The sequence below is a fragment of the Streptomyces sp. NPDC033221 genome, from assembly GCF_055577005.1.
Genome location: NZ_JBVIQN010000002.1, coordinates 325,309 through 350,571, shown reverse-complemented (window position 1 = coordinate 350,571; position 25,263 = coordinate 325,309). Strand labels below are relative to the sequence as shown.

Sequence of the window (25,263 nt, the reverse complement as noted above, 5' to 3'; positions counted from 1 at the left end):
CCGGGCCGCCCCCGGACAGGCCGGGGATGCAACCATTCACTGCGGAGCTGGAACCCCCGGAAGCCGACCGCGCGTTACCGACCATAGCCGCAGGCACTGACAGCGGGGCTATCTCGCTCCTCGGTCCGGCTGGACCGGACCGGACAGCCCCACCACCCGCGCCAGCCGCTCGTACGACTCCAGCAGCCCCGCCCGGTCGTACGTGCTGGTCGTCACCAGGAATTCGTCGGCGGCGGTTTCGGTGAGGAGGATGTCGAGTTCGGCGGCCACCTGCGCCTCCGTGCCGTGGATGTGGCCGGCGAGGGCGGACTCGTACAGGTCGCGTTGCTTTGCGGGCATGGCCGGTTCGCGGGCGGCGACCGACTCGGCCGGTTCCAGGGGCGGGAAGACGCCGTGGGTGCGGGAGTAGGCCATCGACCAGGCTTCGGGGAGGAGGAGGTCGCGTGCCTGGTCGCGGGTTTCGGCCACGGCGACCGTGCCGGAGACGATGACGTACGGGCGGGGCCAGAGGGGGGACGGCTCGAAGGCGGCGCGGTAACGGTCGATGGCGGCCCGCATCGCGTCGCGGCCGCGCAGATCGCCGATGACCAGGGCCAGGCCCGCGCGGGCGGCGATGTCCGCGCCCGCACCCGTGGCCAGGACGAACGCGGGGACGTGCAGGCCCTCTGCCGGGCGGGCGTGCACCTGGGGATGGAGGCGCGGGCCGTCGGTGAAGTAGGCGGTGAGCTCGGCGAGTTGGGAGGCGAAGGACTCGGCGGCGTCCTTGTCCGTGCCCAGGGCGCGGCGGATGCCGTCGGTGAAGCCGACGGACCGGCCGAGGCCCATGTCGATGCGGCCGGGGAAGAGGGATTCGAGGACGCCGAACTGTTCGGCGATGACCAGCGGGCGGTGGTTGGGCAGCATGACGCCGCCCGTACCGACCCGGATGCGGGAGGTCGCGGAGGCGACCGCGGCGGCCAGGACGGTCGGTGCGGAGCCCGCGACGCCGGGCACGCTGTGGTGCTCGGAGACCCAGAAGCGGTGGTAGCCGAGCGCTTCGGCGTGCCGGGCGAGGCCGACCGTGTCGCGGAGCGCCTCGGCTTCCGGGTGGCCCTGGCGGGTGCGGGAGCGGTCGAGGAGGGAGAAGGGCGTACGGAGGCGGGGAGCCTCGCGGCCGGTCGGGTGGTTCCCCGTCCCGGCCGGCTCGCCGGGTGTCTGGCTCGTCGTACTGCTCCGCGTGCTCACACCTGGTGCAACAGGTTCGGGACCGGCCGTGATTCCCCGCTGCGGGGCCGGGCGCGGCCCCGCCCGGGCGTCATCCCTGCCGCCGCCAAGGCCCCCGGATCGCCAGCATGATCCCTGGCTCCTGGATGTTGGCGAAGAGTGTGCGGCCGTCCGGCGAGAAGACCGGGCCGGTGAATTCGCTGTACGCGGGGGCACCGGGGGTGCCGATGTCGAGGTCGTTGCGGGCGATGGGGTACGTACGGCCGTCGTCCGTGGCACCGAAGAGGTGCTGGACGCCCTCGCCGTCCTCGGCGATGATCAGGCCGCCGTACGGGGAGACGGTGATGTTGTCGGGGCCGTCGAACGCGCCGTCCTCGTCCGGGGCCGGGTTGACGCCGAGCAGCACCTTCAGGGTCAGGGTGCGGCGGCGCGGGTCGTAGAACCAGACCTGGCCGTCGTGGCGGACCGGGCTCTCCTCGCGGGCGTACGAGGAGACGACGTACGCGCCGCCGTCGGCCCACCACATGCCTTCCAGCTTGCGGGCGCGGGTGATCATCTTGTCGGCGAACTGTTGGCGTACGGGGGTGCGGCGGGCGTCGCGGTCGGGGACCTCGATCCAGTCGACGCCGTAGACCGTGCCGGTCTCCGTCGCGCGGGACAGGTCGTCGACGAACCGGCCGCCGGAGTCGTAGCAGCGGGTCGCGGCCAGGACGCCCGCGTCGTCGGCGAGTGTGCGCAGCCGGCCGCGGCCGTGCTTGAAGCCGTGTGGCGGGGTCCAGCGGTAGAGGAGGCCGTTGGGGCGGTCGGCGTCCTCGGTGAGGTAGAGGTGGCCGCGCTTGGGGTCGACGACAACGGCTTCGTGGGCGTAGCGGCCCAGGGCCTTGACGGGGCGCGGGTCGCGGGCGGCGCGGGGATCGTGGGGGTCGACTTCGAAGACGTAGCCGTGGTCCTTGGTCATGCCGTTCTGGCCGGCCTTGTCCTCGGTCTCCTCGCAGGTCAGCCAGGTTCCCCAGGGGGTGCGGCCGCCCGCGCAGTTGGTGGAGGTGCCCGCGATGCCGACCCGTTCGGCGACGTGCGAGCCGTCCCGGGAGACCTCGACGACGGTGCAGCCGCCGGCCGCCGCCGGGTCGTAGACCAGGCCCTCGGCGAGCGGCACCGGGTGCGGCCACTTCGAACGCGGCCCCTTCAGCTCGTGGTTGTTGACGAGCAGGGTGGCGCCGCGCGGGCCCTCGAAGGTGGCGGTGCCGTCGTGGTGGGAGGGGGTGGACTCGCCGCTCTCCAGTGTGGTGACGCCGGTGCGGGTGATGATCTCGTACGTGAATCCGGCGGGCAGGGCGAGGATGCCGGCCGGGTCGGCGATCAGCGGCCCGTAGCCGGGTATGCGCCCGCGTGCGCCGTCGGCCGGGGCGGGCGCGTCCGCTTCCGGAAGCCTCTGCTCCGGGACCTGCCGGCCGATGGCGCCGGGCGCGGTGGCCAGGACGCCCACGCTGCCGGTCAGCGCGACACCGACACCGGCGCCGGCGGCGGCGGAGCGCTTGGCGAAGTCTCTGCGGGTGAGCGGCATGTCATCTCCTGGACGGCCGGTTCTCGATGTGCCCTGTCCCTGCGCCGCACACCCTCGCGCGCCGCGGCGAACACCGGTTGAACCCCGCACGACCCCGCGATGTCGGGAAGCGCTTCTCATCGCCCCGAAAAACCATGGCAAACAAGGTCATCAGCGGCATCTGCACAGCAAGCGCAAGATTTATCGCGTACCTCCTTGACCGCCGACCGGCCCGGCAATAGACAGTCCCTACCTGCATCACCCGTAGGGAGAGCGGAGCACCCGCGGCTGCACGGAGCTGCCCGGGGAGCGGTCCGTGCCGGGTTCCCGTCCTCCCCTGAGAGCCCGCCGCCATGGGCGGCCCGGGCTCGTGAAGCGAACGCGGTCCCGCCCGCAGCCGTACGCGCCCGTACGCAGGAGCACTCCCGCTCGTCACCGTCCGGGCTCACGGCTGAGAGCCGCGCGGGACGCCCACCGGGGAAGAGGTGGTCTGGTGTGAACCAGCCCGAGATGATGCGCGGACCCACCGGCGGTCAGGTCAGCGACACCTCCCGCCAACAGGCACTTTCCGACTTCATGCACCCGCAGAACCCGACCGCGAACGTCGTCGGCTTCGGGCACGGCGTGAAGTGGGTCAACGGCGAGCCCACCGGCGAGGAAGCCGTCCTGGTCTTCGTCACGCAGAAGGTCCCGGAGTCGATGCTGCCCGAACGGGACGTGATTCCCCGGGAGATGGACGACGGCACCCCGACCGACGTCCTGGCCGTCGGCCACATCTCCGCACAGCCCCAGCAGCGCGTACCGGGCGGTCAGGGCCGGTCGATGGGGCAGCAGGAGCAGGACCTCGGGAGCAACGGCGGCAGCCGGATGAGCGCCCTCGCCCAGCCGCTGCTCGAAGAGCTGAGCCAGCTCGGCAGCGCCCTGGAACCGCAGCTCCTCAAGCGCCGGATGCGTCCCTGCCCGGCCGGCTTCTCGGTCGGCAACGTGCAGGTCACCGCGGGCACGCTGGGCAGCGTGGTGTACGACTTCCTGCCCGGCGCCCAGACCAACCCGCCGGCGCCCGGCCTCGGCGTACCGGGCAAGTTCTACATCCTGAGCAACAACCACGTGCTGGCGGACTCCAACCGGGCGCCGCTGGGCAGCTCCGTACTGCAGCCGGGCAAGTTCGACGGCGGTACGGACCCCGCGGACCGGATCGGCACGCTGGACCGTTTCATCTCGATCCAGTTCGCCCCGCAGATCCCGCTGACGCAGCACAACAACGTGGTGGACGCGGCACTCGCGAAGATCGAGTTCGAGGACGCCACGCGTCAGCAGTACTTCAGCGGCGCGCCGCGCGCATGGCGCCGCAAGTCGGCGGTGGCGGTGGGCGACCTGGTCAAGAAGACCGGCCGGACCACCAACATCAGCTTCGGGCGGATCGTCTCGACCGACGCCACGGTCGACGTGAACTACGGCACGGCCGGCACGGCGCGCTTCAAGGACCAGATCATGACCACGAACATCTCGGCGGGCGGCGACTCCGGTTCGCTGGTCACCTCGCTGGACAACGTCGCGGTCGGTCTGCTCTTCGCGGGCTCGTCGACGGTCACCATCGTCAACCACATCGAGACCGTCCGCACGCTGCTGCGCGTCGAGATCGCCGAGCAACTGGCCTGACCCACCGAGCCTGACCGAGGGAGAGCCATGACAAGCGCAGCGAAGAAGAAGGGGCCGGGCCACGAGCACCAGTTCGTCAACGCCCAGGGCTCCGAGGTCAAGACCCGGGACGAGGCGTTCGCCGTACAGCGCGACGTCTCCCCCGAGTCCCTCCAGGTCACCCAGAAGATGGCGCTGCACAACCAGGCGCTCACCTTCGACATGGAGATCAACTACAACCCGAACACCAACGTCATCACGGGCGGCCGGATCACCTCCGGCATCTGCGGCGCCCCGTGGGACATCACCGGCGGCTCGATCGGCACCTCGCTGCGGATCGACGCCAAGCGTCCGGGCACCGGCGGCAGCTGCGCCGCGACGGTCACCATCATCGGCCAGTTCCAGGTCCCGCTGTCCTACCGCGGCACCTACGGGTTCAACGGCCAGTCCACCTCGTTCAACCACACGACGCAGATCGTGTGCTGACGGCGCACCGCCGCGCAAACGCCGGCGGGCGGCGGGAGCACCGAGGTGCTCCGGCCGCCCGCCGGTCGCATGCTGCCGGGAGAAGGCGCGGGCGCTCAGCCGCCCTGCCGGGACCGCGCTTTGAACGCGGCCTTGCGGGCCTCCTTGGCGGCCTTCTTGTCCGGATGGAGGCGGCCCATGACCTCCAGTACGTCGGCGGTCGCCGGGTGGTCCACCCGCCAGGCGGCGTCGAAGAAGCCGTTGTGCTGGCCGACCACGCCCTCGACGAGGCCGCGCAGCTCGGCCGCGCTCTCCTCGTCGGCCTCGGCCGCGCCGAGCTGCGCCGCGATGGTGTCCACGGTCAGCCAGAAGATCATGTCCTGGGTCGGCTCGGGGATGCCGGTGGCGCCGTGCTCGGCGAGCCACACCCGGGCCAGACCGCCCAGCTGCCCGTCGTCGAGCACCTCGCGCAGCGCGGGCTCGGCCTCCGGTCCGGCCAGCGACAGCGTCTGCTGGCAGGCCAGCCGGCGCAGCGGCCCGTACTCGTCGTCGCCGCGGGCGGCGGAGAGCAGATCGCGGGCGGCGTCGGCGGGCGTACGGGCGGCGAGCCACTGCTCGGACTCGGCCTGCGCCAGGGGCTCCGGGTAGCCGGGCAGCGCGTCCAGGAGGACGTCGGCGCCCTTGTCGGTGAGGTCGCCGACGGCCGGTGCCTCGACACCGGCGTCCAGCATCCGGGCGCGTACGGCGTAGATGCCCAGCGGGGTGAGGCGGACCATGCCGTAGCGGGAGACGTCCTCGTCCTCCAGCGGCTCGGCGGACCGTACGGTCGCGCCGTCCTCGTCCAGCTCCTCGATGAGCGCCTCGTCCACCGGCCGGTAGGCGACCAGGCCGATCGGCTCCAGCACCCGGAACTGGTCGTCGAGCCGCATCATCGCCTCGGAGACCTCTTCGAGGATGTCGTCGGTCGGCTCGTCCATGTCGTCCGGGACGATCATGGAGGCGGCGAGGGCGGGCAGCGGCACGGACTGCTCGGGGTCCTCGTTCAGGGCGGTGAGCAGGTAGAGGTTGCCGAGGATGCCGTCCAGCAGCTCGGCCTCCTCCTCCGGGTTCCAGTCGATCGAGTCCAGGTCCAGGTCGCCGCCCTCGGCGATCTGGTCGGCGATGTCGGAGAGGTCCGGCGCCACGGCGTCGGCCAGTACGGTCTCCATGCCGCCGAGCCAGATGTCGAGGATGTCCTGCGGGCTGCCGGAGGTCAGCAGGGACAGTTCCTCGCCGGGGGCGGCGGTACCGGCCACCGCGTCGTCGGCCTGCTCCTCGCCCTCTTCGGCGGCCTCCTCGATCTCCACCAGACCGGTGTCGACCGCGAGCTGCCAGGCCTCGGCGGCGTATCCGGCGGCGTCCTCGTCCCCGGCCAGGTCAAGGTGGTCGACGGCACCGGCCAGCTGCTCCTGGAGCAGCTCGCCACCGACTCCGACGGGGACGCCGGGCTCCGCCCAGCGGGCCAGCTGCGCGGCCCGGGCGAAGAGCGGTGCGCTCAGCGCGTCCCGCGCCAGCTCCGCGTCGGAGTGCAGCCGCACCGGCGGCAGGGTGGGGCGGTCTGCGGACATCTCGGGCTCAGCTCCTCGTGCGGACTACGGCTCGTGCGAAGCCCCAGCGTAGACGGAATTCCGTGCATCTCGGGCGGTTCACCTTGGTTTCCGTGCCCGTACACCCGGCAAGCCTTGACAACTGCCGTGGCCACACAAGAGATTGACGCGCGTAGAGGCTGCCGGACCGTTTCCGCTCCGCTGCGTTCACGCCTTCTCGCACGCTGTTCCCACCCCTCGCACGCCTTCCGGAGGCTCTCCGTGTCCGCGCACATACCGCCGCACGAACCGATCCGTACGCCCCGTACGCCCCGCCGCCGCGCCCTGCGCCGGTCCGCCACGCTGACCGCGGTGGTCGCCGCCGCGCTGACCGGCGGGCTGCTCGCCGTGCCGCAGACCGCCTCCGCCGCGGTCACCCGTATCCACGACATCCAGGGCACGACCCGCGTCTCGCCGTTCGCCGGCAAGCAGGTCGCCGACGTACCCGGCACGGTCACGGCGGTACGGGCCTTCGGCTCGGCCCGCGGCTTCTGGGTGCAGGACCCGCGGCCGGACCGCGACCCGGCCACCAGCGAGGCCGTCTTCGTCTTCACCGGCAAGCAGACGCCGAAGGTCGCCGTCGGCGATTCCGTACGGGTCTCCGGCACGGTCAGCGAGTACTACCCGGGCGGCGAACGGGCGGGCCTGCAGTCCGTCACCGAGATCACCGACGCCGCCTGGACCGTCGCGTCCTCCGGCAACCCGCTCCCCGCCGCCTACAAGCTCAACCCCTCGACCGTACCGGACCGTTACGCCCCCTCCGCGGGCGGCAAGAGCATCGAGACCCTGCCGCTGCGCCCGAACGCGTACGCCCTGGACCGCTACGAGTCGCTGGAGGGCATGCGGGTCTCCCTCACCGACGCGTCCGTCGTCGGCCCGACGAACACGCACAACGAGCTGTGGGCGACCGCCGAGCCCCGCCACAACCGCACCGTGCGCGGCGGCGCGCTCTACGGCTCGTACCAGGACCCCAATGCCGGCCGCGTGAAGATCACCTCGCTGATCCCCTTCACCCAGCGCCCCTTCCCCGTCGCCGACACCGGCGACCTCCTGACCGGCATCACCGCGGGCCCGCTGGACTATGACAACTTCGGCGGGTACGGGATCGCCGCCACCGAACTGGGCACGCTCACCGACCGCGGCCCGGCCCGCGAGACCACGCGCAAGCAGCGCGCCGACGAGCTGGCCGTGGCCACGTACAACGTCGAGAACCTTTCCCCGAAGACGCCGCCCGCCAAGTTCGCGCGGCTGGCCGAGGCGCTGGTGAAGAACCTCGCGTCACCGGACATCGTGGCACTGGAGGAGGTACAGGACGACAACGGCCCCACCGACGACGGAACCGTTTCCGCCGACGCCACCCTCAAGCAGCTCACCGAAGCCGTCAAGGCGGCCGGCGGCCCCTCCTACGCCTGGCGGCAGATCGACCCGGCGAACAACCAGGACGGCGGCCAGCCCGGCGGCAACATCCGCACCGCGTTCCTCTACAACCCGGCCCGGGTCACCTTCACGGACATCGCCGGCGGCGACGCCACCACCCCCGTCAAGGTCACCGGCTCCCCGGGCAAGCCGCGCCTGACCGCCTCGCCGGGCCGTATCGACCCCGGCAACACCGCCTGGGCCAACAGCCGCAAGCCGCTCGCCGGCCAGTTCTGCTTCCGCGGCCGCCCGGTCTTCGTCGTCGCCAACCACTTCAACTCCAAGGGCGGCGACCAGGGCCTCGACGGCCGCTTCCAGCCGCCGGCCCGTACGTCGGAGACCCAGCGCGTCCAGCAGGCACAAGCCGTGAACGCCTTCGTGAAGAACGTCCTCTCCGTGGACCCGAAGGCCGACGTGGTGGTGGCCGGCGACCTCAACGACTACCAGTTCTCCCCCGCCCTCAAGGCCCTGACCGCCGGCGGCGTCCTCACCGACCTCGTCGACCGCCTGCCGCGCGGCGAACGCTACGGCTACGTCTACCAAGGCAACTCGCAGGTGCTGGACCACATGCTCACCAGCCGCCACCTGCGCCGCGTGGACTACGACATCGTGCACATCAACGCCGAGTACGCCGACCAGTCGAGCGACCACGACCCGCAGGTACTGCGCCTGAAGCCGTAGCACCCCTTAACTTTCCACCCACTACAACTAAGTAGACCTGAAGATCGCGGTGGGGCCAGACTCCGCTCCATGAGCCCTCTCGACGCTCCGAGCGCTGCCACCCCACCGCCCTTCGGCCGCATCGCCGCCGCCATGATCACGCCGTTCCGCGCCGACGGCGGCCTCGACCTCGACGGCGCACAGCGCCTCGCCGTCCACCTCGTCGACGAGGGCTGCGACGGACTCGTCCTCAGCGGCACCACCGGCGAATCCCCGACCACCACCGACACCGAGAAGGAAGCCCTGCTGCGGGCCGTCGTCGAGGCGGTCGGCAACCGGGCGCGGATCACCGCCGGAGTCGGCACCAGCGACACCCGGCACACCATCGAACTGGCCCGTACCGCCGAACGCGCCGGCGCCCACGGCCTGCTCGTCGCCGCCCCCGCCTACTCACGCCCCGGCCAGGAGGCCGTAGCCCACCATCTCCGTACGGTCGCCGACGCCACCGCCCTACCCGTCATGCTCTACGACATCCCCGGACGCACCGGCACCGGCACCGCGCTCACCGCCGACACCCTGTCGCGGCTCGCAGAACACCCCCGCATACGCGGCGTCAAGGACTGCGCGTACGACCTCGTGAAGACCGCGAAGACACTGGCCACGACCGGCCTCGCGTACTACGCGGGCTGCGACGAGCAAACCCTCCCCCTGCGAGCCATCGGCGCCGTCGGCTGCGTCAGCACGGTGGCCAACGCCGCGCCCCGGCAGGTACAGGCCGTCCTCGACGCATACGACGCGGGCGACCCGGCCGAGGCCACGCGCGGCTACCTCCGCCTGGTCCCGCTCATCACGGCGATGATGGACACCGAGCACCCCGGTACAGTCACCGCCAAGGCACTACTCAACACTCTCGGACTGTCCGCAGGCCCGGTCCGCGCACCCCTGCTGGCGGCGGGCCCGGAGGTCACCAGCGAGCTGCTTGCGGCCCTGAAGACGGCACAGCAGTAACCCCCTCAACCTCTTCCGCCTCTTCCTCTTCGTTCTCCCCCACCAAATCACGAACGAGCAGCGTCGCCCCCGCCACCGCGCCCGGCATCAGGAACACCGCCACGAACGGCACGAGGAACAGCAGCACCAGCGGCGTACCGAACCCGACGGCGAGCCCCTTACGGCCGCGCAGCATCCGCAGCCGCTCCCGCACCGGAATGCCACGCCGCTGCATCGCCACCGAGGTCAGCTCCACCGTCAGGAAGAACCCCGACACACAAAACCCGATCGCGGGCACCACGGTCTGCCCGACAACCGGCACAAACCCCAACACAAAGAAAAGCAGCCCGAACCCGGCAGCACGCACCAGCACATGCACACTGTCCCTGAGCGAAATCCACAACTCCCGCCACAGCGACAGCCCGGTCCCCGGCGGGCAGTGGCCCTCGCTCTCCTCCACCTTCTCCGACAGCGACTCGTAGAACGGGTCGCCGATCAGCAGCGTGACGGCGGTGAAGGTCAGCACGGACAGCAGCAGCCCGCCCGCGAAGAGCAGCGCGACGAACACCCCGCGCAGCACCCCCTGCCAGGGCGAACCCCAGCCGTCGGCGAAGGGCGTGGCCCAGGCCGCGAGGTCCCCCGCGAAGAAGGCCAGCGCGACCAGCGCCCCCGCGTACAGCACCAGGGCGATGAGCGCGGGAATCATCCCGAACCCCCACCACCGGCCGTGCTGGGCAACCCAGCGCTGCCCCTTCCCGAGGTACCCCGTTCCCGCCACAAGATCGCGCATGGGCGTCAGCCTAATCGGCGCCCGGCCCGCCCCCGTCTCCGTACGGTACGGATACGGTCACGAAACCTTGCCCCCACCGGTGGACCCCCCACTCGTGAACCGGGCCAGCTGCCGCTGCAGCCAGTCGAGCCGGGCCTGAATCAGCGAGGCCTCGGCGGCCAGCTCGGGCACGGTACGGGCCCCGGACGCAGCCGGCTCCGCGATGTCCTCCTCGCCTCCCGGTTCCCCGCCCGCGACAATCCGCAGCGGCCCGCCCCCACACCGCACGAACTCCGTGAAGCTCACCGCCGTCCACGGCGCGCACGCCGTACGCGCACGCCGGTCCGCGCACTCCGCGCAGACGGCCGTCAGCACCCGCCAGCCCGTACGCCCCCACCCGGCATCCGCGAACCCCGACGGCGTCCGGCCACACGCACACGCACCGACCCGCGCCACCCGCACCCGCTGCCGCGCGTACCGCATCCCACGCTCGAAGCGGATGTACGCCCCGAGCACAGTGACCTCCAGCAGCACCGCTCTCCGGTACTCACTCGCACACGCCAGGGCCAGCGCCTGGTCGAACGTGTGCAGACAGTAGAAACCACAGTCGCAGCGCAGGGCCGGACAGCGGTGACGCCGCCCGTACACACAGCGCGCCTCGTCCACGAACCCGTACGGGAGCGCGCCACCGAGCGACACCCCCGCGAACCCGGCCCGCGTCCCGTCGTGCGAGATCACCGGATGCGCGAGCTTGAATCCCGCGGGCGGCGTCGTGGGCCGCTCCTCGGGCAGCCGCCGCAGCCTCATCGTCCGGCGGGCACCGGGTCCTGCTCCGGCACACCGTCGGCCGGCGCGTCCCGCCCGTCGGCGAGCACCGGCTCCGCGACCGTCTCCGGCACGCCCGCCCCCTCCGGGTACTCCAGGTCCTCCGCGACACCGACAGCGAGCGCTTTACCCAGCCTCATGACGCCTCCCGGTACGGTACGGCCGGTCGTTGGACATCGTCCCGCCATGGTGGCCCAGGAACGCCCGGGTCGGCACCGTCCGATACCGGCCACAGCGCCCGCCGCGCACGGCAGCGGCCCGGCGGGGAGGTTCCCGCCGGGCCGCTGTGCGTACCGGGTGCGCCGCTGGTGCCGGATGCGGCGCCGCGGCTCAGTTGTGACTGTGCAGTACGTCGTTCAGGCCGCCCCAGTTGGCCTTGTTGGGGCGGGCCTCGACGGTGCCGGTGGTGGAGTTGCGGCGGAAGAGGATGTTGTCGGCGCCGGAGAGTTCGGCGGCCTTGACGATCTGGCCGTCGGGCATCGTGACGCGGGTGCCCGCGGTCACGTACAGGCCGGCCTCGACCACGCACTCGTCGCCCAGCGCGATACCGATGCCGGACTCCGCGCCGAGCAGGCAGCGCTCGCCGATCGAGATGATCTGCTTGCCGCCGCCGGACAGCGTGCCCATGGTGGACGCGCCGCCGCCGATGTCCGAGCCGTCGCCGATGACGACGCCCGCGGAGATGCGGCCCTCGACCATCGAGGTGCCGAGGGTGCCCGCGTTGAAGTTGACGAAGCCCTCGTGCATGACGGTGGTGCCGGCGGCGAGGTGCGCGCCGAGCCGTACGCGGTCCGCGTCGGCGATCCGTACGCCCGCCGGGGTGACGTAGTCCGTCATCCGCGGGAACTTGTCGACGCTGGTGACCGCCATGTGCAGGCCCTCGGCGCGGGCGTTCAGGCGCGCGGTCTCCACCTGGTCGACGGGCACCGGGCCGATCGAGGTCCAGGCGACGTTGGCCAGCAGCCCGAACATGCCCTCCAGGCTCTGGCCGTGCGGCTTGACCAGCCGGTGGCTGAGCAGGTGCAGGCGCAGGTACACGTCGTGCGCGTCCAGCGGCTTGTCGTCCAGCGAGGAGATGACCGTACGGACGGCCACGACCTCGACGCCACGGCGCGGGTCGGGCCCGACCGCCTTCGGCGCGGCCTCGCCGAGCAGTTCGACGGCGCGCTCGTCGGTCAGCCGCTCGGTGCCGGCGGGGCCGGGGTCGGCCACCAGCTCCGGCGCGGGGAACCAGGTGTCGAGGACGGTGCCGTCGGTGGTGACGGTCGCGAGCCCGGCGGCGACGGCGCCAGTCGTACGGGAGGAAGCGGAAGGGGTAGCAGCATCGGTCATGTCGAAAACCTAACCGGAGGGGGCGTGCGGAGGCTAACCGGCCCGCAAGGTGGGCGTGGGGTCCGGCCACGGCCCCTGGCGGGCCGCCCCGCAGGCGATCACCCGGTCAGCCGATCACCCGCGCCACCGCGTCCCGCACCTCCACCCGGTCGAACTCCCGCCCCGTCAGCAAGTACTGCAGCACCAGCCCGTCGATCAGCCCCGCCAGCGCCCGCGCGGTGGCCTCGTCGCCGGTCCGCCGCCGCAGCAGTCCGACCATGTCGTCGATGCACTCGGCCGCGAGCGGGCGCACCACCTCGTGCCGCAGCGCCGCGAGATACAGCTCGTACTCCAGCTCCACCTGCGCCCGGTCGTCGCCCAGCAGCTCTGCGACCAGCCTCGTCAGCTCGTCCGCGAGCGGAACCGAGGGGTCCACCCCCCGCTCCCACTCCTCGATCCCGGCCAGCCACACCGCGTTGGACTGCCGCAACGCCGCCACCAGCAGATCGTCCAGCGAGGCGAAGTGATACGTCGTGGACCCGAGCGGCACGTCCGCCTCGGCCGCCACCGCGCGATGGCTGAGCCCGGCGATGCCCCGCTCGCCCACCACGCGGATCGCCGCGTCGATGATCCGCTGCGGCCGGTCCGGGTCGTAACGGCGCGGCATCAGTGCGCCCCGCCCAGATTCAGTACGACGACCCCCGCGATCACGAGTACGACCCCGATGATCCGCGCGGCAGTCGCCGCCTCCCCCAGGAACACCATCCCGATCGCCGCGACGATGGCGGTCCCCGCCCCGGCCCAGATCGCGTACGCGGTACCGACATCCATCGACTTCAGCGTCTGCGCGAGCAGCGTGAACGCGACGACGTACCCCAGCACGGTCCCCAGCGAGGGCCACAGCTTGCTGAAGCCGTCGCTGTACTTCATCGCGGTCGTCGCGAGGATCTCGGAGGCAATCGCCCCGGCAAGCGTCAGATACACCATACGTACGAGCGTACACAACGTTGCGTACGATCGTACGCAACGCCGCTCGCGATGATCATCCGCGCCTCAGTCCAGCAACGACTTCTTCGGCCTCAGCACGCAGAATTCATTGCCCTCCGGATCGCCCAACACACGGAACTAGTAATTCTGGAGTGCGGGCATGGTGGCGTCCACCCTGGTCAGGGAGCACAGCGGCAGCGGGAACCCCCCGGTCCCTACGGGGGAGATGAACAGCGCACCCAGGAACCCCCTCGCCGGCACGGTGTACACCGAGACCCTTCGGGGGGTGCGGTGTGTCCGGCTGTCCGTACTGACCGACGAGACCACCAGCCCCGAGCGGCAGCGCGAAGCCGATGACCAGGCGGCAGCCGCGCACAACATCAGCTTCGGCGAGGGCGACCAGCTCCGCGAAGCGGTGGACCTTGACGTATCCGCTTCCAAGATCAGCCCCTTTGACCGTCCCGCCCTCGGCGGGTGGCTCGCGCGCCCCGGGGACTTCGATGCGTTGGTCTGGTGGAGGTTCGACCGCGCCATTAGGTCCATGGCGGACATGCACGATCTTGCCAAGTGGGCGCGCGAGCACCGGAAGGTGTTGGTGTTCGCCGAGGGCATCGGCGGCGGAAAGCTCGCATTTGACTTCCGCAACCCCATGGACCCCATGGCGGAATTTCAAATGGTGATGCTCGCCTTTGCTGCGCAGGTAGAAGCTCAGAGCATCAAAGACCGCGTTACCGGCGCCATGGCTGCTATCCGCAAGATGCCGCTTCGATGGCGCGGCGGAGGTCGGCCGCCGTACGGCTACATGCCCGCCCCTATGCCCGCAGAGTTCGGCGGGGTCGGCTGGACGCTCGTACCGGACCCGGATGCCGTCAAGGTCATTGAGCGAATAGTCCGTGAGCTGCTGGAAGGCAAGACCGTTTCGGCTATCGCCGTGGGCCTTAACCTGGACAGCATCCCGAGCCCGCGCGATCACTGGGCCGTGAAACAGGGTCGGAAGACCGGCGGCAAGACTGGCGGAGCCAAGGGGCTCAGTAAGGACGCGTTCAACTGGAACCCCGCGGTCATTACGCGGATGCTCCGCAACGAAACGTTGCTCGGTTGGAAGATGCACCGGGGCAAGCCCGTCCGAGATGCCGAAGGTAACCCGATCATGGCGACTACAGAGCCGATCATGACGCGTGAGGAGTTCGACTGCATCGGGGCGGTATTGGACGAACGCAGCATCGACAACAGAGACCGCAAGGACACGGACGCACTACTGTTGCGGGTCATCCACTGTGACTCATGCGGGGGTCGCATGTACCTGAACAAGCAGGGCAGCAAGAACCAGCACCCCACGTACAAATGCAACCCGTATTCACGTGGGTTCAAGTGCGAGAAGTCCGCGAATATCAGGGGCGATTGGGTGGACGAATATGTGACCACCGAGTTCCTACGGCGGGTCGGTCCTATTCAGACGACACACGTAGTCGAGATTCCCGGCTACGACCCCGAACCCGAGTTGCGCGCCACGCTGCAAGAGTTCAACGAGCACCAGGAACAGAAGGGACGGCAGAAGTCCAAGCACGCCGCGCGAGCGTGGCAGGAACGGGCGGATGCATTGGACGCGCGCATTGCTGACCTGGAGACCCGCGAGAAGCGCGAGCCACAGCGCATCGTCACGCCGACCGGCCGCACGTTCGCCGACGAGTGGGCCGAGAAGGACACCGCGGGCCGACGAGCCATGCTCAACGAAGCTGGGGTTCGCCTGGACGTACGGCGCGGTACGCGCGGTGGGTGGCGCAAGCTCGACATACGGCGCGTGGACTTCACCATGTCCGGGGAACTGGACCCCGCCGCGGAAGGCGTGACCGTGGCCGCTGCGGACGTGGCAGCCGAAGCACGCGACGACCAGCCCCCCGCACCGGGCAGCGCCGTACGGCTCACCGAGCCCGCCCCCGAGCTGGTGCAAGCCGCGTAACCCACGGACAGCCCCGACGAGCCTCCGCACCCGTCGGGGCGGTCCCGCAGCGAGCGGCCGAAACGGGCCCGTACTGTGAAGCAGGCTCCGTACGCTGCCCACATGGAGATCCTGGACGATGCTGAAGTGCGCACGATCTTGGAACGCCACCAGGACGGCGGGTTGATCTCCCGCCTCTACGAAACCGGAGAGATCACCAAGAAGAAAGAAACAACTCAGGCACTCGGCCGGCGGGCGCAAACCGTGCTGTACAGCGGCGACGCACACACGGCCCAACGACTGCTGGACGTGGTGACGTACGTCTACGTGACCGGCGAGCGTCCGCCCGTCCCCAACTGGGTCAGCCGCTGACCCTCTCAGCGCCCCGGCAGGCTCATTGAACTACGTACGGCCTGACTCGCCCCGGTAGTCCCTCGGGACCGCCGGGGCTTCTTCTTGCCATCAGCGGGGCAGTCAGCGAGCAGAGCATGACGGTATGACGATTTAGAGGTGTTTTCGTAGTGCACATAAAAAATAGGAGAGATACCCCGGACGTCATCCAAACCGTCATGACGTCATAGAGCCAGGAACTTCCCGCTCTGCACAGCACAGCGAGAGTGGGCCGCCACGGACGGCACCCACCATTGGGCAGAGCACGGGAAACCTTCGGTCCCTACTACTGGGGCACCAGGGAGAGACCGCGGGACCGGCCGCCTACCGCACAATGCGGGCAGGGCGCGGGAAACCTTCGGTCCCTACTACTGGGGCAAGCGAGAGCGGGATACCGCGCACCCACCCAACGGGGGACGCAGGCGGTCTGAGTGCCCGCTCTCGGAAAACGGCGTCGCTCGTGCACCACGCGCCCCGCGTTACTCGGGGCGGTCTGCTGGGGTCGTGTGGCGACGCTGCGGGGGCCGTACCGCCCATCAGTAACCCACTCGTCCGCGAGTGCGCCGAACGGGGTTGTAAGCCCGTACGGCCCCCACTACGCCCGGACCGGCCCGAGCCGGCGAGGACGGCACCAGCCCGCCTAGCCCAACTGGCAAGAGGCACGCGGTCTAGACCCGCGGTGTTCCCGGTTCGAGTCCGGGGGCGGGCACTACTTCAGCACATGCGGTCCCTGTTCCGGGACGCACAGTCTTGATCCTTCACTGTCCACCAGGGCAGTGCGGCTGTACGCCTCCCATTGGAGGCCGAGCCCGCACACGGGGCAACGACCAGCGAAACGGCGGTAGCCCGGTGCGGGCTCGGACGGGTTGTCGGTTGAAGTCATCCGAGCAACGTATGCCATGACACTGACAGGGGGCGCTCATGCGCTGCATTGACTGCACCGAGCCCGCGACCCACAGGGGCCGCTGCAAGAGCCACTACGGGGCGTACGAGGGGCGTACCGGTGTTCGGTCCCGCCGTGCCCGCGGTAGGCGCCGAGCGGCCCGGTACGACGCTGCTGCTCGTCTCCGCCGGCGGGTGGACGAGCGCGGGTCGGGCTGGTGTGACTGGTGCCTGAACGACTTCCCCGCGGACATGGTGGAGATAGACCACGTGCGGCCCCTCGCGATGGGAGGGACCGACACGGACGGCAACGTTCAGGTGCTGTGCGTCGGCTGCCATGGGCTGAAGACCCGTGCAGAATTCTCCTAGGCGTCGTGACGTGATTCAGCTTGGCTTAGGCCGTGCGGGAGAACGGGCCGCGGTGTCTTCCACTTCGGCCATAAGTTCATCTGCGTGCCGCTCGGTACGGATTCCTCCCGGCTGATCAAGCGCAGCCAAGAAGCGATGGACATATGCCGTCTCCCGAAGGAGGCCAAACGCCAGTTCGTCGACAGTGTGTCGGGCAAGGTGTGTAACGGCTTCGTTGTCACTTTCGAACGGCACGTCTTCGCTTGTGTCTGCGCAGATGGGACAACCCACGGCAGCACCTCCAAAGCCGGTCAACTCATCCACGTTTATCCGCCTATCTACGTAGTTTCCCCCGTGGTCCGTAAGCTCAGTCAGCTATTCGCAGCGGCACGTACCTCAGTCCGTAGATGGTCCCAGTTCACGGCATCGAGATCCGCCGGGACCATCAAGTTGACCAACTCGGCTCGCGCCCAACGGGCCCAAGTGCAGGCGCTTAAATGACTCGTGGCCGAGGCCACCGCGTCACGACGATGTTCGCCGTCCGCAACGGTGAGGATGCGCAAGGCGACTGCCGTAGGACTCTCATGCATATGCCGAAGATAGGCCCCACTGGGAGGAGACGCCCCCTGCCCCGAAAGCCCCGTACCCCCTGCCCGATACCCGGGTGCCCCGAGCTGACCAGTGGTGGCCGCTGTGAGGCTCACGAGCGTGAGGCAAATGCACTGCGTGGCTCGTCGGCGGAGCGGGGCTACGGGACTCGGTGGCAGCGCATCCGACGCCGGTACCTGTACCACCATCCGTGGTGCGTGCTGTGCAGCCGTACGGCGACAGTCGCGGACCATTTCCCGCTGTCACGGCGGCAGTTGGTAGCTCAAGGGGTCGCCGATCCGGACGCGTGGTCGCGTCTGCGTCCGCTGTGCACGCAGTGTCACAACCGCGAGACCGCGAAGCGCCAACCGGGCGGTTGGGCTGCCGAAAAACGCTCGAATTCGCAGCGAATTTGATCCTTTTACCAGGGGGGTACCCCCTCCCCTCCCCACGCTGATCGGCAGGGAGGCGATTTTTCCGCATGGCCGATTAGGCCGTTTCTGTGGGCCGCGCACGCCGCAGAAAAAGCGGTCGTCAACCTTGACGCCCGCCCCGACTATCTCTAACGGAGAACCCCATGGCACTCACTCTGACCGAATCCGCCAAGCTCTCTCAGGACGATTTGCAGCGTGGCGTTGTCGAAACGTTCGCACAGGAATCACCTATATTGGACCGACTTCCGCTCATACAGGTAGTGGGCAATGCCTACAGGTACAACGAAGAATCCGCCCTGCCTGGCGTGGCCTTCCGTGCGGTGAACGAGGCGTACCCGGAAAGCACCGGAGCGCTCAACCAGCGGATCGAGACACTGGCCATCCTCGGCGGCGACGCGGATGTGGACAAGTTCATCGCCCAGACCCGGGGAAATCTAAATGACCAGCGGGCCATACAAACCACGATGAAGGTCAAGGCCGCGTCCATCCACTTCGCCGACCAGTTCTTCAACGGAGATGTCGAGGTGAACCCCAAGGGATTCGACGGACTGCGGAAGCGGCTCACAGGAAGCCAGGTACTCGACGCCAAGGGCGCCGGGCCGGTTGTCAACGGGCATGACTTCTTTGACACCTTGGATGCACTGATCGCACAGGTGCGCGGCATCACCAGCGCCAACGGCGCGCTCTACATGAACGCAGCGATCCGGGCCAAGATCGAGTCGGGATTCCGCCGGCTCGGTGGTGGCGAACTCTTCACCGAGGTGATCGCTGGTAAGCGCACCCCCATGTGGAAGGGCATCCCGCTCCTGGATGCTGGGCAGAGGCTGGACGGCACGGACGTGCTGCCGCTGACCACTGGAACGGGCGGAAAGCAGACCGGCGACATCTACGCTGTCCGCTTCGGGACGACCGAAGCGGATGCCGGAGTCTCCGGCCTGACTAACGGCGGCGTGCAGGTCACCGATCTTGGCGAGTCGCACGACAAGCCTGTCTACCGCACTCGCATCGATTTCTACTGCGGGCTTGCCGTGTTCGGCGGCAAGGCTGCCGCACGCCTCACCGGCGTACTGAACGGCTGATCACAGAACGAGCCCCCGCGCACGCTTCCCCTACTGGTACTGGGGTGGCGGGTGCGGGGGCTTTGTGCTGTGTATCCGCTGGCCCTCTTGACGGGTTCCGCAGGAAGGGCGATCGTCGTGCAATCAAGTGCAATTGGATCGACTCAGGGAGAGACCATGCGCTTGCGTTTCCTGGGGATCATCCCGAACACGCCGGACACCGACTCGCCGACCATCTGGCTGGATGAAGAGTCGGGCGATCTGCTGATCCAGTCGTACAAGGCAACGGAGGCAGAGGTGAAGGCATGCCAGGAGATCGGCTCGATTCCCGATCACTCCACCGACGTGCCGGAGCACGAAATGATCATCCGCCTCCCACAGGTCATGCGGCAGTACCTGCCCCCTCACAACAACGAGTAGGACGATGACGAACCCTGTACTTGAGGGACTGGCGAAGGCCCGGCACTCCGCTGTGCACCTGGAGATGCGCGACACCTACCAGCCCAGCGACCCCGAGTTCATCGCGTGGCAGAACGGCAAGCGTCTCGTCCCCGCGGACCGGTCGTCCTGGTGGCGTCCGTTTCTCGACGTTGTGGTCGAGACGACCGGGCGCGGAGTCGAGATGCGTCGGGCACGCATCGTGTCGGAACCCGTGACGGACTACATCAAGTACGAGTACGACGTGACGTTCCCCAACGTGGCAGCGGGGGAACTGGTCTGCTGGCTCCCCAGGCGCAGAGCGGCTGACATCCCGCTTCCCGGGACCGACCTGTGGATGTTCGATGGGTCGTCGGTGCTGTTCACGTACTTTTCCGGGGCCGGCGAGGTAGTTGATCGAGAGTGGCGCACGGAACCCGCTGTTGTGGATCTGGTCAGTACGGCCTTTGAGGCGGTGTGGGAACGAGCGATCCCCCACGAGGAGTACAAGCCGGCCTGACGCACCATGTCCGTATCAGGATCGTCGAGTGTTCAGCAAGCCCGGCAAGCCCTTGCCAACCGCCTGCGCGAGTTGTGCACGGACGCCGGGCTGGATGGCAAGAGTCTCGCCGCGGCCTGCGGTTGGCACCCGTCCAAGGTGTCCCGCATCTCTACCGCAAAGACCGCACCCTCGGTGGGCGATATCCGGGCCTGGTGCCGCGCTTGCGGCGCTCAGGAGGAGACAGAAGACCTGATTGCCTCACTGCGGGCTGTCGAGAGCATGTGGGTCTCGTGGCGTCGGATGGAACGGGCAGGGCTACGGCGTGCCCAGGAAGTCCGCTTGCCGCTGTACGAGCGCACCCGCTGGTTCCGCGCCTACTCACCGAGCTTGGTGCCGGGCCTGATCCAGACGCACGGGTACACGGAAGACGTGTTGCGCGCCGTCCAGCGCAGGCGCGTGCAGATCGACGACGTGGCGGACGCGGTTGCCGCTCGGATGGAACGGCAGCGTGTTGTGTACGAGGGGCAACGGCGATTTGCGTTCCTGGTTGAGGAATCGGTCTTGAGTAATGGGCTCGGTGACGCTGACACGCAGACGGAACAGCTTGATCATCTGCTGTTTGTCGCCGCGCTGCCCAACGTCAGTGTCGGTGTGGTTCCGACTCGCCTAGGACGAGCCCGATCACCGGTGGAAGGCTTCTGGATCTTCGACACGGCCCAAGTCAACGTCGAACTCGTCTCCGGCTACCTAACGATCACGCAGCCCAGCGAAGTAGCCATGTATGCGGACGCATTCACCGCACTGGCGGACATGGCCGTCTATGGCGCGAAGGCTCGCGCGTTGATTACCAGGGCCCGTGACTCGCTCGTGTGATCCGCGTGCAATTACGTGCAATCGGCTGTGCGCTGGGGAGCCGATGTTCCTAGCGTTGTCCATCTCAGGACAACGCAAGGGGTCCACCCATGACCAATCCAACAAAGTACTACGGCCCGCCCGTTGAGCTGCCCCTGAGACTGGGACGTGACCCGGACCCGGAACCCGGGTGCGACGTGTGCGGTGCCCTGGCCAGGGAGCGCGACGCAGCACGCGGCACGGGAAACATGTCGAAGGTCTCAGACGTGAACGTCGAAATCCGGCGGCACCCACATCCGAAAGCGCGGGGCTGACGTGATTTGGATGAGCGAAAGCAACGCCCCGAGGCTGCCGACACTGCTCGGTGGGGCGTTCGGATGATCCGTACCGTCATGCGCTTCGTAGCGCACACCATCCGCGCTGTGCCGGACCTCCCGATGGAGGCGCGCACGTTCTGCATGTCGAGCGGGTGCGGCCAGGACTCCGGTCCGCGGACTCATCCTGACGACGCCCAAGACTGGGCATTGCGGCACACCGGACGCACGGGGCACGCCCTGTTCCGCCGCATATTCGCCGACCACGCCCGCGTGACCCGTGCCGGATAGACGCCAGCCCGCCGGGCTCCGGACGGGCCGGCAACAGCGGTGAGTGCGGCACCGACGACCGCCCCGCCCGTGCGCCGGCCCCCGATGGCGCTCGGGCGGGGCTTTCTAGTTGCTGCTGTCGGTCTGGGGGCTGTCGTCCTTCACCTGTACGTAGGTGCCCCGCTGCGGCACCACGAAAAGAACGTTCTTCTCCACCAGGACGGCGATCGCCCGGCGGACGGTCGGCCGGGACAGACCGAACTCCTCACACAGCCGCGCCTCCGATGCGATCGGGCGGCGCGGCTTCCAGTCCCCACGCTCAATGCGCGCTCGGAGGATGCCTGCGAGCTGCTGAAACGGCGGCTCAGGCGCGTCACGCTCGATCTCGTCATCGGGGCCGTAGTCCATAGCTTGAAGCTAGCGGCAGCCTTACAAGACCACACTTTCGGCCACGTGACTGGACGTGTCTTTACGTGCCTTTACGTGTGTTGACGTCAAAGGCTAAGGTCATCCAACGAAAGCGCCCCGACAGACCGCGTAGGACCGGTCCGCCGGGGCTCGCCGAGACAGCTATATAGGAGCTGACCGACTTATGCGCGACCTTATCGCCCGCGCCCTCGCTTGGGTGCTCGCCTTATTCATCCCGTCCGCCCGCCGGCCCAAGCCCGGACGCCACACCGCGGCATACCTTGCCGACCAGCCCGCCCCCGCCGACACCGGACCGTGGGGAACCCCGTGGACCACACCGACCCCCGCGCACGTCACCGAGCGGCATACCCCACTACGCGGCGAGGACGTGCAACTCATCCGCCCGTACGTCGCCGGATTCCGGCCCCCGCAGACCGAGACCGAGTGGCAGGTAGAACGCCGCCGGGCAGCAGCGTTCGCCAGTGCGGGCTACGACTACCCTTACAGCTATCCGGGTGCGCCCCTCGCCGAGGCGGTGTCGGCATGAGCCTCGAGACATGCTGCTTCTGCTGCGAGAAAACGAGTACGCCCGTCCCCGTGTCGAGTGTTGAGCGCGTGAGTGGTCCGCCAGTGACCATTTACGCGTGCCCCGACCACGCGAGGCACCTTGTTCACGACTCCGCTCCGGAGAGGCGCGTACGGCCCGCGTAGAGGCCGCAAACAACCAACAGCCCCGTTCGGCCACGTGCCGAGCGGGGCTTTGCGCTGTTCCGGGGGCTGGTGGGGCGGTACCGTAGAACTGGTAGTCAGAGGTGTTGGGGTCGGTCAGCACCTCCCAGGTCACGTCCTCCCCCTGCCCCACGTCCGCCCGCCGGGCCCCGAGCCCGATGATCCGCTCGACCTCGGCCGCCTGGTCGTCCGGCGCGAGGTCGATGTGCAGCCGGTTCTTCCCCGCCTTCGCCTCGGGTACGGCGAGGAAGGTGATGCCCGGCAGCGCATTCTCGTCAGCCGCGATGATCACCTCCTCCGGGTCCTCGTACAGGATGTGCCAGTCCAGGACACGGGCCCAGAAAGCGGCGAGGCCCTTGAGGTCGTGGGCATCGACGGCGAGTTGATACAGGCAAACGGCCATGCCCGTCAGTGTGCCTGGCGGGCATGGACGTGTCAGGAGGATCGTGGTGGCGCGATCAGGTGCCGAACTCTCCACTCACGACGGCGTCGACGAATGCGGTGAACGCGGTGGCGGGGATGAGGAGGGCGGGGCCGTGAGGGTTCTTGGAATCGCGGAGCGGGACCAGCCCGGTCAACCCGTCTGCCACTTCGAGGCAGTTGCCCCCACCACCGCCGCTGTAACTGGACTTACGCCATGCCGCGACCTTCGGCAAGCCGTCACTGTTGGCGTTCACGTTCGTAGTCCTCCGCAACTGCCCTGAGCAGGCTCAACGACTCCTCGTGCGACCGCGCATCGCCCAAGGCCCGATAGTAGGCCGCCTGGCTGTCCAGAACTACCGTCGGATCGTCGTGCAGCGTGCCGGAGTGCAGGCCTTCCACATAGGCGATGGGAGGCGCATCGTCGAACCACATGAGCGTCACGCCGCTCTCCAACAGCGAGTGAGCACCGGCCGAGAACGGAAGGACATGAAGGCGAATGCGCTCTCGCTCCGCCAATTCGACGATGTGCCGCAACTGTGCGGCCATGACTCCGGGCCCGCCAACTGGCCGCCGCACCACTGCCTCGTCGAGAAGTACCCACAGAACAGGGGACACCGGTTCGGACAGAATGCCCGCCCGTTCCAGGCGCGTGACGAGGAAGCCGTCACATCCTTCGACGCTCTTCGGCGGGTAGTACGCCCGGAACACCGCCCGTGCGTACTCCTCCGTCTGCAACAGGCCCGGCACCAATGTGGCCCCGTACTCACGGATCACCGTGGCCTGTTGCTCGAACTCTGCCACCAACTCGAAGTGCTCCGCCAGAGACCGGGTGTCCAGCGTTGGCTGGAACCGCGCGAACACGCCCCCGGTGTTCAGCACTCGATCGAGACGCCGGGCATCATCCGGAGCCGGTTTCCGCCTGCCTGCTTCGATATGGGCAATGTGGGTGCGCGACATCACGGCAAGTTCGCTCAGCTGTTCCTGCGTAAGACCGGCTGCCTCGCGCCGCTCTCTCAGTTCATCCCCGTAAGCCGTACGGGATTTAGGAATGCGCTTACCGGTCATACGGGCAACTCCTTCGCGTGACCTGCCCTTTGTCACTCTTTACCTACTGGCGAGCGTACTCGCGCGACTCCACTCTGTAAGCGGAAACAACCGCCCCCCACACGGAGGTACATCGCATGACCCCCCGCTTCGAAAACATGTCCCCCGCCGAAACCGCCCGCGAAATCATGTGCGACCTCGGCGAGGCCGCGCGGTCCGTCGGCGTGCAGTTCCCCAGCCTCCGGCTGGACCCGCACCCGGTTGCCGGACTCGGCACGCCTACGCATCTCATCGACACCGGCCGCATCAACCTCACCACCGCCATGCAGATGACCGAGGTGTTCCGCGCGGCGGGCAAGTAGAGACGAAAACGGCTGTGCCCGCCGGAGAAATCCCGGCGGGCACAGCCGCAAAATGATCCCTGGGGGATCAGAGAAGATCAGACGTTGAACCCGAGCGCCCGCAGCTGCTCGCGCCCATCATCCGTGATCTTGTCCGGGCCCCACGGCGGCATCCAGACCCAGTTGATCTTCAGCTCGTTGACGATGCCGTCCGTGGCGGACTTCGCCTGGTCCTCGATGACGTCGGTCAGCGGGCAGGCCGCCGAGGTGAGCGTCATGTCGATGGTGGCGATGTTGGCGTCGTCGACGTGGATGCCGTAGATCAGGCCCAGGTTGACGACGTCGATGCCCAGCTCGGGGTCGACGACGTCGTAGAGGGCCTCGCGGACCTCTTCCTCCGAGGCCGGCTTCGTGGATACTGCGTCGGTCATGCGGTCTTCGCCTCCTCGGACAAAGCCTTGGCCGTGGCGTCTTTCCAGGCCATCCAGCTCAGCAGCGCGCACTTCACGCGTGCCGGGTACTTCGAGACGCCGGCGAACGCGACGGCGTCCTCCAGCACCTCCTCCATCGCGTCGTCCGGCTCCAGCTGGCCGCGGGACTGCATCAGCTCCAGGAAGGTCTCCTGGATCTTCTGCGCCTCGCCCAGCTCCTTGCCGACCAGCAGGTCGTTGAGCACGGACGCGCTGGCCTGGCTGATGGAGCAGCCCTGGCCCTCGTACGACACGTCTTCCACGGTCGCACCGTTGAGCCGTACGCGCAGGGTGATCTCGTCACCACAGGTCGGGTTGACGTGGTGCACCTCGGCGTCGCCGTCCCGAAGACCGCGCCCGTGGGGGTGCTTGTAGTGGTCCAGGATGACGTCCTGGTACATGGAATCCAGCTTCACGGCTCAGTC

Annotated in this window: 27 protein-coding genes, 1 tRNA gene and 1 pseudogene; 14 read left to right on the top strand and 15 right to left on the bottom strand. The window is 68.8% G+C overall.

From position 1 onward, the window contains the following. Positions 1-108: 108 nt before the first annotated feature. Positions 109-1,224, bottom strand: coding sequence for an LLM class flavin-dependent oxidoreductase (locus tag ACZ53K_RS03590; protein ID WP_468831599.1), 1,116 nt, complete (start codon positions 1,222-1,224; stop codon positions 109-111). 70 nt (positions 1,225-1,294) lie between these two features. Beyond that, positions 1,295-2,767 carry an alkaline phosphatase PhoX gene (locus ACZ53K_RS03585; protein ID WP_468831596.1) on the bottom strand — a complete coding sequence of 491 codons (1,473 nt, stop codon included), beginning with the start codon at positions 2,765-2,767 and terminating at the stop codon, positions 1,295-1,297. Between the two features lie 474 nt (positions 2,768-3,241). On the opposite strand from ACZ53K_RS03585, the gene ACZ53K_RS03580 reads away from it, so the two are divergent. Both ACZ53K_RS03580 and ACZ53K_RS03575 read left to right on the top strand, forming a co-directional pair. Beyond that, the gene (locus ACZ53K_RS03580) at positions 3,242-4,405 is read left to right on the top strand and encodes a chymotrypsin family serine protease (protein WP_468831593.1); all 1,164 of its coding nucleotides are present in this window, start codon (positions 3,242-3,244) and stop codon (positions 4,403-4,405) included. 27 nt (positions 4,406-4,432) lie between these two features. Next, entirely contained in the window at positions 4,433-4,870 is a 438-nt protein-coding gene (locus ACZ53K_RS03575) for a hypothetical protein (RefSeq protein WP_468831590.1), read from the top strand. A 95-nt stretch (positions 4,871-4,965) separates the two neighbouring features. Here ACZ53K_RS03575 and ACZ53K_RS03570 read toward each other — a convergent pair whose 3' ends face one another. Continuing rightward, on the bottom strand, positions 4,966-6,456 hold the full coding sequence (locus tag ACZ53K_RS03570) for a hypothetical protein (RefSeq protein WP_468831587.1): 1,491 nt from the start codon (positions 6,454-6,456) through the stop codon (positions 4,966-4,968). Positions 6,457-6,726: 270 nt separating this feature from the next. Here ACZ53K_RS03570 and ACZ53K_RS03565 point away from each other — a divergent pair, with 270 nt between their 5' ends. Next, the gene (locus ACZ53K_RS03565; protein WP_468831907.1) at positions 6,727-8,571 is read left to right on the top strand and encodes an endonuclease/exonuclease/phosphatase family protein; all 1,845 of its coding nucleotides are present in this window, start codon (positions 6,727-6,729) and stop codon (positions 8,569-8,571) included. A 69-nt stretch (positions 8,572-8,640) separates the two neighbouring features. Next, positions 8,641-9,558, top strand: coding sequence for a 4-hydroxy-tetrahydrodipicolinate synthase (gene dapA, locus ACZ53K_RS03560; RefSeq protein ID WP_468831584.1), 918 nt, complete (start codon positions 8,641-8,643; stop codon positions 9,556-9,558). Here dapA and ACZ53K_RS03555 read toward each other — a convergent pair. The 6 genes from ACZ53K_RS03555 to ACZ53K_RS03530 form a co-directional block, all read right to left on the bottom strand. Further along, positions 9,515-10,327: an EI24 domain-containing protein gene (locus ACZ53K_RS03555; RefSeq protein ID WP_468831581.1), complete on the bottom strand. Its 813-nt coding sequence runs from the start codon at positions 10,325-10,327 to the stop codon at positions 9,515-9,517. The genes dapA and ACZ53K_RS03555 overlap by 44 nt on opposite strands. A 57-nt stretch (positions 10,328-10,384) precedes the next feature. Continuing rightward, entirely contained in the window at positions 10,385-11,113 is a 729-nt protein-coding gene (locus tag ACZ53K_RS03550; protein ID WP_468831578.1) for a hypothetical protein, read from the bottom strand. Continuing rightward, positions 11,110-11,271: a hypothetical protein gene (locus ACZ53K_RS03545; protein ID WP_468831575.1), complete on the bottom strand. Its 162-nt coding sequence runs from the start codon at positions 11,269-11,271 to the stop codon at positions 11,110-11,112. Before ACZ53K_RS03545 ends, ACZ53K_RS03550 begins: the two co-directional genes overlap by 4 nt. Positions 11,272-11,461: 190 nt before the next feature. Continuing rightward, a complete protein-coding gene (gene dapD, locus ACZ53K_RS03540) occupies positions 11,462-12,463 on the bottom strand; it encodes a 2,3,4,5-tetrahydropyridine-2,6-dicarboxylate N-succinyltransferase (RefSeq protein ID WP_468831572.1) in 1,002 nt (333 codons plus the stop codon). A 106-nt stretch (positions 12,464-12,569) separates the two neighbouring features. Continuing rightward, positions 12,570-13,109 (bottom strand): TetR/AcrR family transcriptional regulator, encoded by a 540-nt coding sequence (locus ACZ53K_RS03535; protein ID WP_468831569.1) that lies wholly within the window; start codon positions 13,107-13,109, stop codon positions 12,570-12,572. After that, a complete protein-coding gene (locus ACZ53K_RS03530; RefSeq protein ID WP_468831566.1) occupies positions 13,109-13,429 on the bottom strand; it encodes a DMT family transporter in 321 nt (106 codons plus the stop codon). Before ACZ53K_RS03530 ends, ACZ53K_RS03535 begins: the two co-directional genes overlap by 1 nt. Before the next feature lie 226 nt (positions 13,430-13,655). Between ACZ53K_RS03530 and ACZ53K_RS03525 the strand changes: the two genes are divergently transcribed. The 9 genes from ACZ53K_RS03525 to ACZ53K_RS03485 all read left to right on the top strand — a co-directional run bounded on the left by ACZ53K_RS03525 (position 13,656) and on the right by ACZ53K_RS03485 (position 21,444). After that, positions 13,656-15,389 carry a recombinase family protein gene (locus ACZ53K_RS03525; protein ID WP_468831563.1) on the top strand — a complete coding sequence of 578 codons (1,734 nt, stop codon included), beginning with the start codon at positions 13,656-13,658 and terminating at the stop codon, positions 15,387-15,389. 102 nt (positions 15,390-15,491) lie between these two features. Next, positions 15,492-15,740 carry a hypothetical protein gene (locus ACZ53K_RS03520; protein WP_468831560.1) on the top strand — a complete coding sequence of 83 codons (249 nt, stop codon included), beginning with the start codon at positions 15,492-15,494 and terminating at the stop codon, positions 15,738-15,740. 652 nt (positions 15,741-16,392) lie between these two features. Next, positions 16,393-16,467 (top strand) — tRNA-Leu (locus ACZ53K_RS03515). Positions 16,468-16,679: 212 nt separating this feature from the next. Then, positions 16,680-17,009: an HNH endonuclease gene (locus ACZ53K_RS03510; RefSeq protein ID WP_468831557.1), complete on the top strand. Its 330-nt coding sequence runs from the start codon at positions 16,680-16,682 to the stop codon at positions 17,007-17,009. Between the two features lie 1,144 nt (positions 17,010-18,153). Next, a complete protein-coding gene (locus ACZ53K_RS03505; protein ID WP_468831554.1) occupies positions 18,154-19,089 on the top strand; it encodes a major capsid protein in 936 nt (311 codons plus the stop codon). Between the two features lie 156 nt (positions 19,090-19,245). Then, entirely contained in the window at positions 19,246-19,488 is a 243-nt protein-coding gene (locus ACZ53K_RS03500) for a hypothetical protein (RefSeq protein ID WP_468831551.1), read from the top strand. Positions 19,489-19,492: 4 nt separating this feature from the next. Beyond that, positions 19,493-20,005, top strand: a complete 513-nt coding sequence (locus ACZ53K_RS03495; RefSeq protein ID WP_468831549.1) for a DUF6879 family protein — start codon at positions 19,493-19,495, stop codon at positions 20,003-20,005. Positions 20,006-20,011: 6 nt separating this feature from the next. After that, positions 20,012-20,860, top strand: a complete 849-nt coding sequence (locus tag ACZ53K_RS03490; protein ID WP_468831546.1) for a helix-turn-helix domain-containing protein — start codon at positions 20,012-20,014, stop codon at positions 20,858-20,860. Between the two features lie 356 nt (positions 20,861-21,216). Next, positions 21,217-21,444, top strand: coding sequence for a DUF7848 domain-containing protein (locus ACZ53K_RS03485; protein WP_468831543.1), 228 nt, complete (start codon positions 21,217-21,219; stop codon positions 21,442-21,444). Between the two features lie 105 nt (positions 21,445-21,549). Here ACZ53K_RS03485 and ACZ53K_RS03480 read toward each other — a convergent pair whose 3' ends face one another. From ACZ53K_RS03480 to ACZ53K_RS03465, 4 genes and pseudogenes are all read right to left on the bottom strand, one after another. Then, the gene (locus tag ACZ53K_RS03480; RefSeq protein WP_468831540.1) at positions 21,550-21,831 is read right to left on the bottom strand and encodes a GntR family transcriptional regulator; all 282 of its coding nucleotides are present in this window, start codon (positions 21,829-21,831) and stop codon (positions 21,550-21,552) included. Positions 21,832-22,633: 802 nt separating this feature from the next. After that, positions 22,634-22,963: pseudogene (locus ACZ53K_RS03475) on the bottom strand (VOC family protein); the annotation flags it as partial. A gap of 55 nt (positions 22,964-23,018) precedes the next feature. After that, the gene (locus ACZ53K_RS03470) at positions 23,019-23,237 is read right to left on the bottom strand and encodes a DUF397 domain-containing protein (RefSeq protein WP_468831537.1); all 219 of its coding nucleotides are present in this window, start codon (positions 23,235-23,237) and stop codon (positions 23,019-23,021) included. Beyond that, positions 23,221-24,048: a helix-turn-helix domain-containing protein gene (locus ACZ53K_RS03465; protein ID WP_468831534.1), complete on the bottom strand. Its 828-nt coding sequence runs from the start codon at positions 24,046-24,048 to the stop codon at positions 23,221-23,223. Before ACZ53K_RS03465 ends, ACZ53K_RS03470 begins: the two co-directional genes overlap by 17 nt. Positions 24,049-24,164: 116 nt before the next feature. Here ACZ53K_RS03465 and ACZ53K_RS03460 point away from each other — a divergent pair, with 116 nt between their 5' ends. Then, entirely contained in the window at positions 24,165-24,389 is a 225-nt protein-coding gene (locus ACZ53K_RS03460) for a hypothetical protein (RefSeq protein WP_468831531.1), read from the top strand. Positions 24,390-24,466: 77 nt separating this feature from the next. Here the strand turns inward: ACZ53K_RS03460 and ACZ53K_RS03455 are convergent, their stop codons facing one another. Together ACZ53K_RS03455 and sufU are read right to left on the bottom strand one after the other, a co-directional pair. Further along, positions 24,467-24,799, bottom strand: coding sequence for a metal-sulfur cluster assembly factor (locus ACZ53K_RS03455; RefSeq protein WP_365838450.1), 333 nt, complete (start codon positions 24,797-24,799; stop codon positions 24,467-24,469). Then, entirely contained in the window at positions 24,796-25,254 is a 459-nt protein-coding gene (sufU, locus tag ACZ53K_RS03450) for a Fe-S cluster assembly sulfur transfer protein SufU (RefSeq protein ID WP_003983960.1), read from the bottom strand. Before sufU ends, ACZ53K_RS03455 begins: the two co-directional genes overlap by 4 nt. Positions 25,255-25,263: the final 9 nt, after the last annotated feature.

Bases quoted from the DNA above. Each gene is read 5' to 3' on its own strand.
- ACZ53K_RS03545 (WP_468831575.1), bottom strand. From the start codon at position 11,271: ATGAGGCTGGGTAAAGCGCTCGCTGTCGGTGTCGCGGAGGACCTGGAG.
- ACZ53K_RS03480 (WP_468831540.1), bottom strand. From the start codon at position 21,831: ATGGACTACGGCCCCGATGACGAGATCGAGCGTGACGCGCCTGAGCCG.
- ACZ53K_RS03555 (WP_468831581.1), bottom strand. From the start codon at position 10,327: ATGCGCGATCTTGTGGCGGGAACGGGGTACCTCGGGAAGGGGCAGCGC.
- ACZ53K_RS03455 (WP_365838450.1), bottom strand. From the start codon at position 24,799: ATGACCGACGCAGTATCCACGAAGCCGGCCTCGGAGGAAGAGGTCCGC.
- ACZ53K_RS03530 (WP_468831566.1), bottom strand. From the start codon at position 13,429: ATGGTGTATCTGACGCTTGCCGGGGCGATTGCCTCCGAGATCCTCGCG.
- ACZ53K_RS03505 (WP_468831554.1), top strand. From the start codon at position 18,154: ATGGCACTCACTCTGACCGAATCCGCCAAGCTCTCTCAGGACGATTTG.
- ACZ53K_RS03495 (WP_468831549.1), top strand. From the start codon at position 19,493: ATGACGAACCCTGTACTTGAGGGACTGGCGAAGGCCCGGCACTCCGCT.
- ACZ53K_RS03490 (WP_468831546.1), top strand. From the start codon at position 20,012: ATGTCCGTATCAGGATCGTCGAGTGTTCAGCAAGCCCGGCAAGCCCTT.
- ACZ53K_RS03525 (WP_468831563.1), top strand. From the start codon at position 13,656: ATGAACAGCGCACCCAGGAACCCCCTCGCCGGCACGGTGTACACCGAG.
- ACZ53K_RS03520 (WP_468831560.1), top strand. From the start codon at position 15,492: ATGGAGATCCTGGACGATGCTGAAGTGCGCACGATCTTGGAACGCCAC.
- ACZ53K_RS03500 (WP_468831551.1), top strand. From the start codon at position 19,246: ATGCGCTTGCGTTTCCTGGGGATCATCCCGAACACGCCGGACACCGAC.
- ACZ53K_RS03465 (WP_468831534.1), bottom strand. From the start codon at position 24,048: ATGACCGGTAAGCGCATTCCTAAATCCCGTACGGCTTACGGGGATGAA.
- ACZ53K_RS03460 (WP_468831531.1), top strand. From the start codon at position 24,165: ATGACCCCCCGCTTCGAAAACATGTCCCCCGCCGAAACCGCCCGCGAA.
- ACZ53K_RS03510 (WP_468831557.1), top strand. From the start codon at position 16,680: ATGCGCTGCATTGACTGCACCGAGCCCGCGACCCACAGGGGCCGCTGC.
- dapD (WP_468831572.1), bottom strand. From the start codon at position 12,463: ATGACCGATGCTGCTACCCCTTCCGCTTCCTCCCGTACGACTGGCGCC.
- ACZ53K_RS03570 (WP_468831587.1), bottom strand. From the start codon at position 6,456: ATGTCCGCAGACCGCCCCACCCTGCCGCCGGTGCGGCTGCACTCCGAC.
- ACZ53K_RS03535 (WP_468831569.1), bottom strand. From the start codon at position 13,109: ATGCCGCGCCGTTACGACCCGGACCGGCCGCAGCGGATCATCGACGCG.
- ACZ53K_RS03575 (WP_468831590.1), top strand. From the start codon at position 4,433: ATGACAAGCGCAGCGAAGAAGAAGGGGCCGGGCCACGAGCACCAGTTC.
- ACZ53K_RS03585 (WP_468831596.1), bottom strand. From the start codon at position 2,767: ATGCCGCTCACCCGCAGAGACTTCGCCAAGCGCTCCGCCGCCGCCGGC.
- ACZ53K_RS03485 (WP_468831543.1), top strand. From the start codon at position 21,217: ATGATCCGTACCGTCATGCGCTTCGTAGCGCACACCATCCGCGCTGTG.
- dapA (WP_468831584.1), top strand. From the start codon at position 8,641: ATGAGCCCTCTCGACGCTCCGAGCGCTGCCACCCCACCGCCCTTCGGC.
- ACZ53K_RS03550 (WP_468831578.1), bottom strand. From the start codon at position 11,113: ATGAGGCTGCGGCGGCTGCCCGAGGAGCGGCCCACGACGCCGCCCGCG.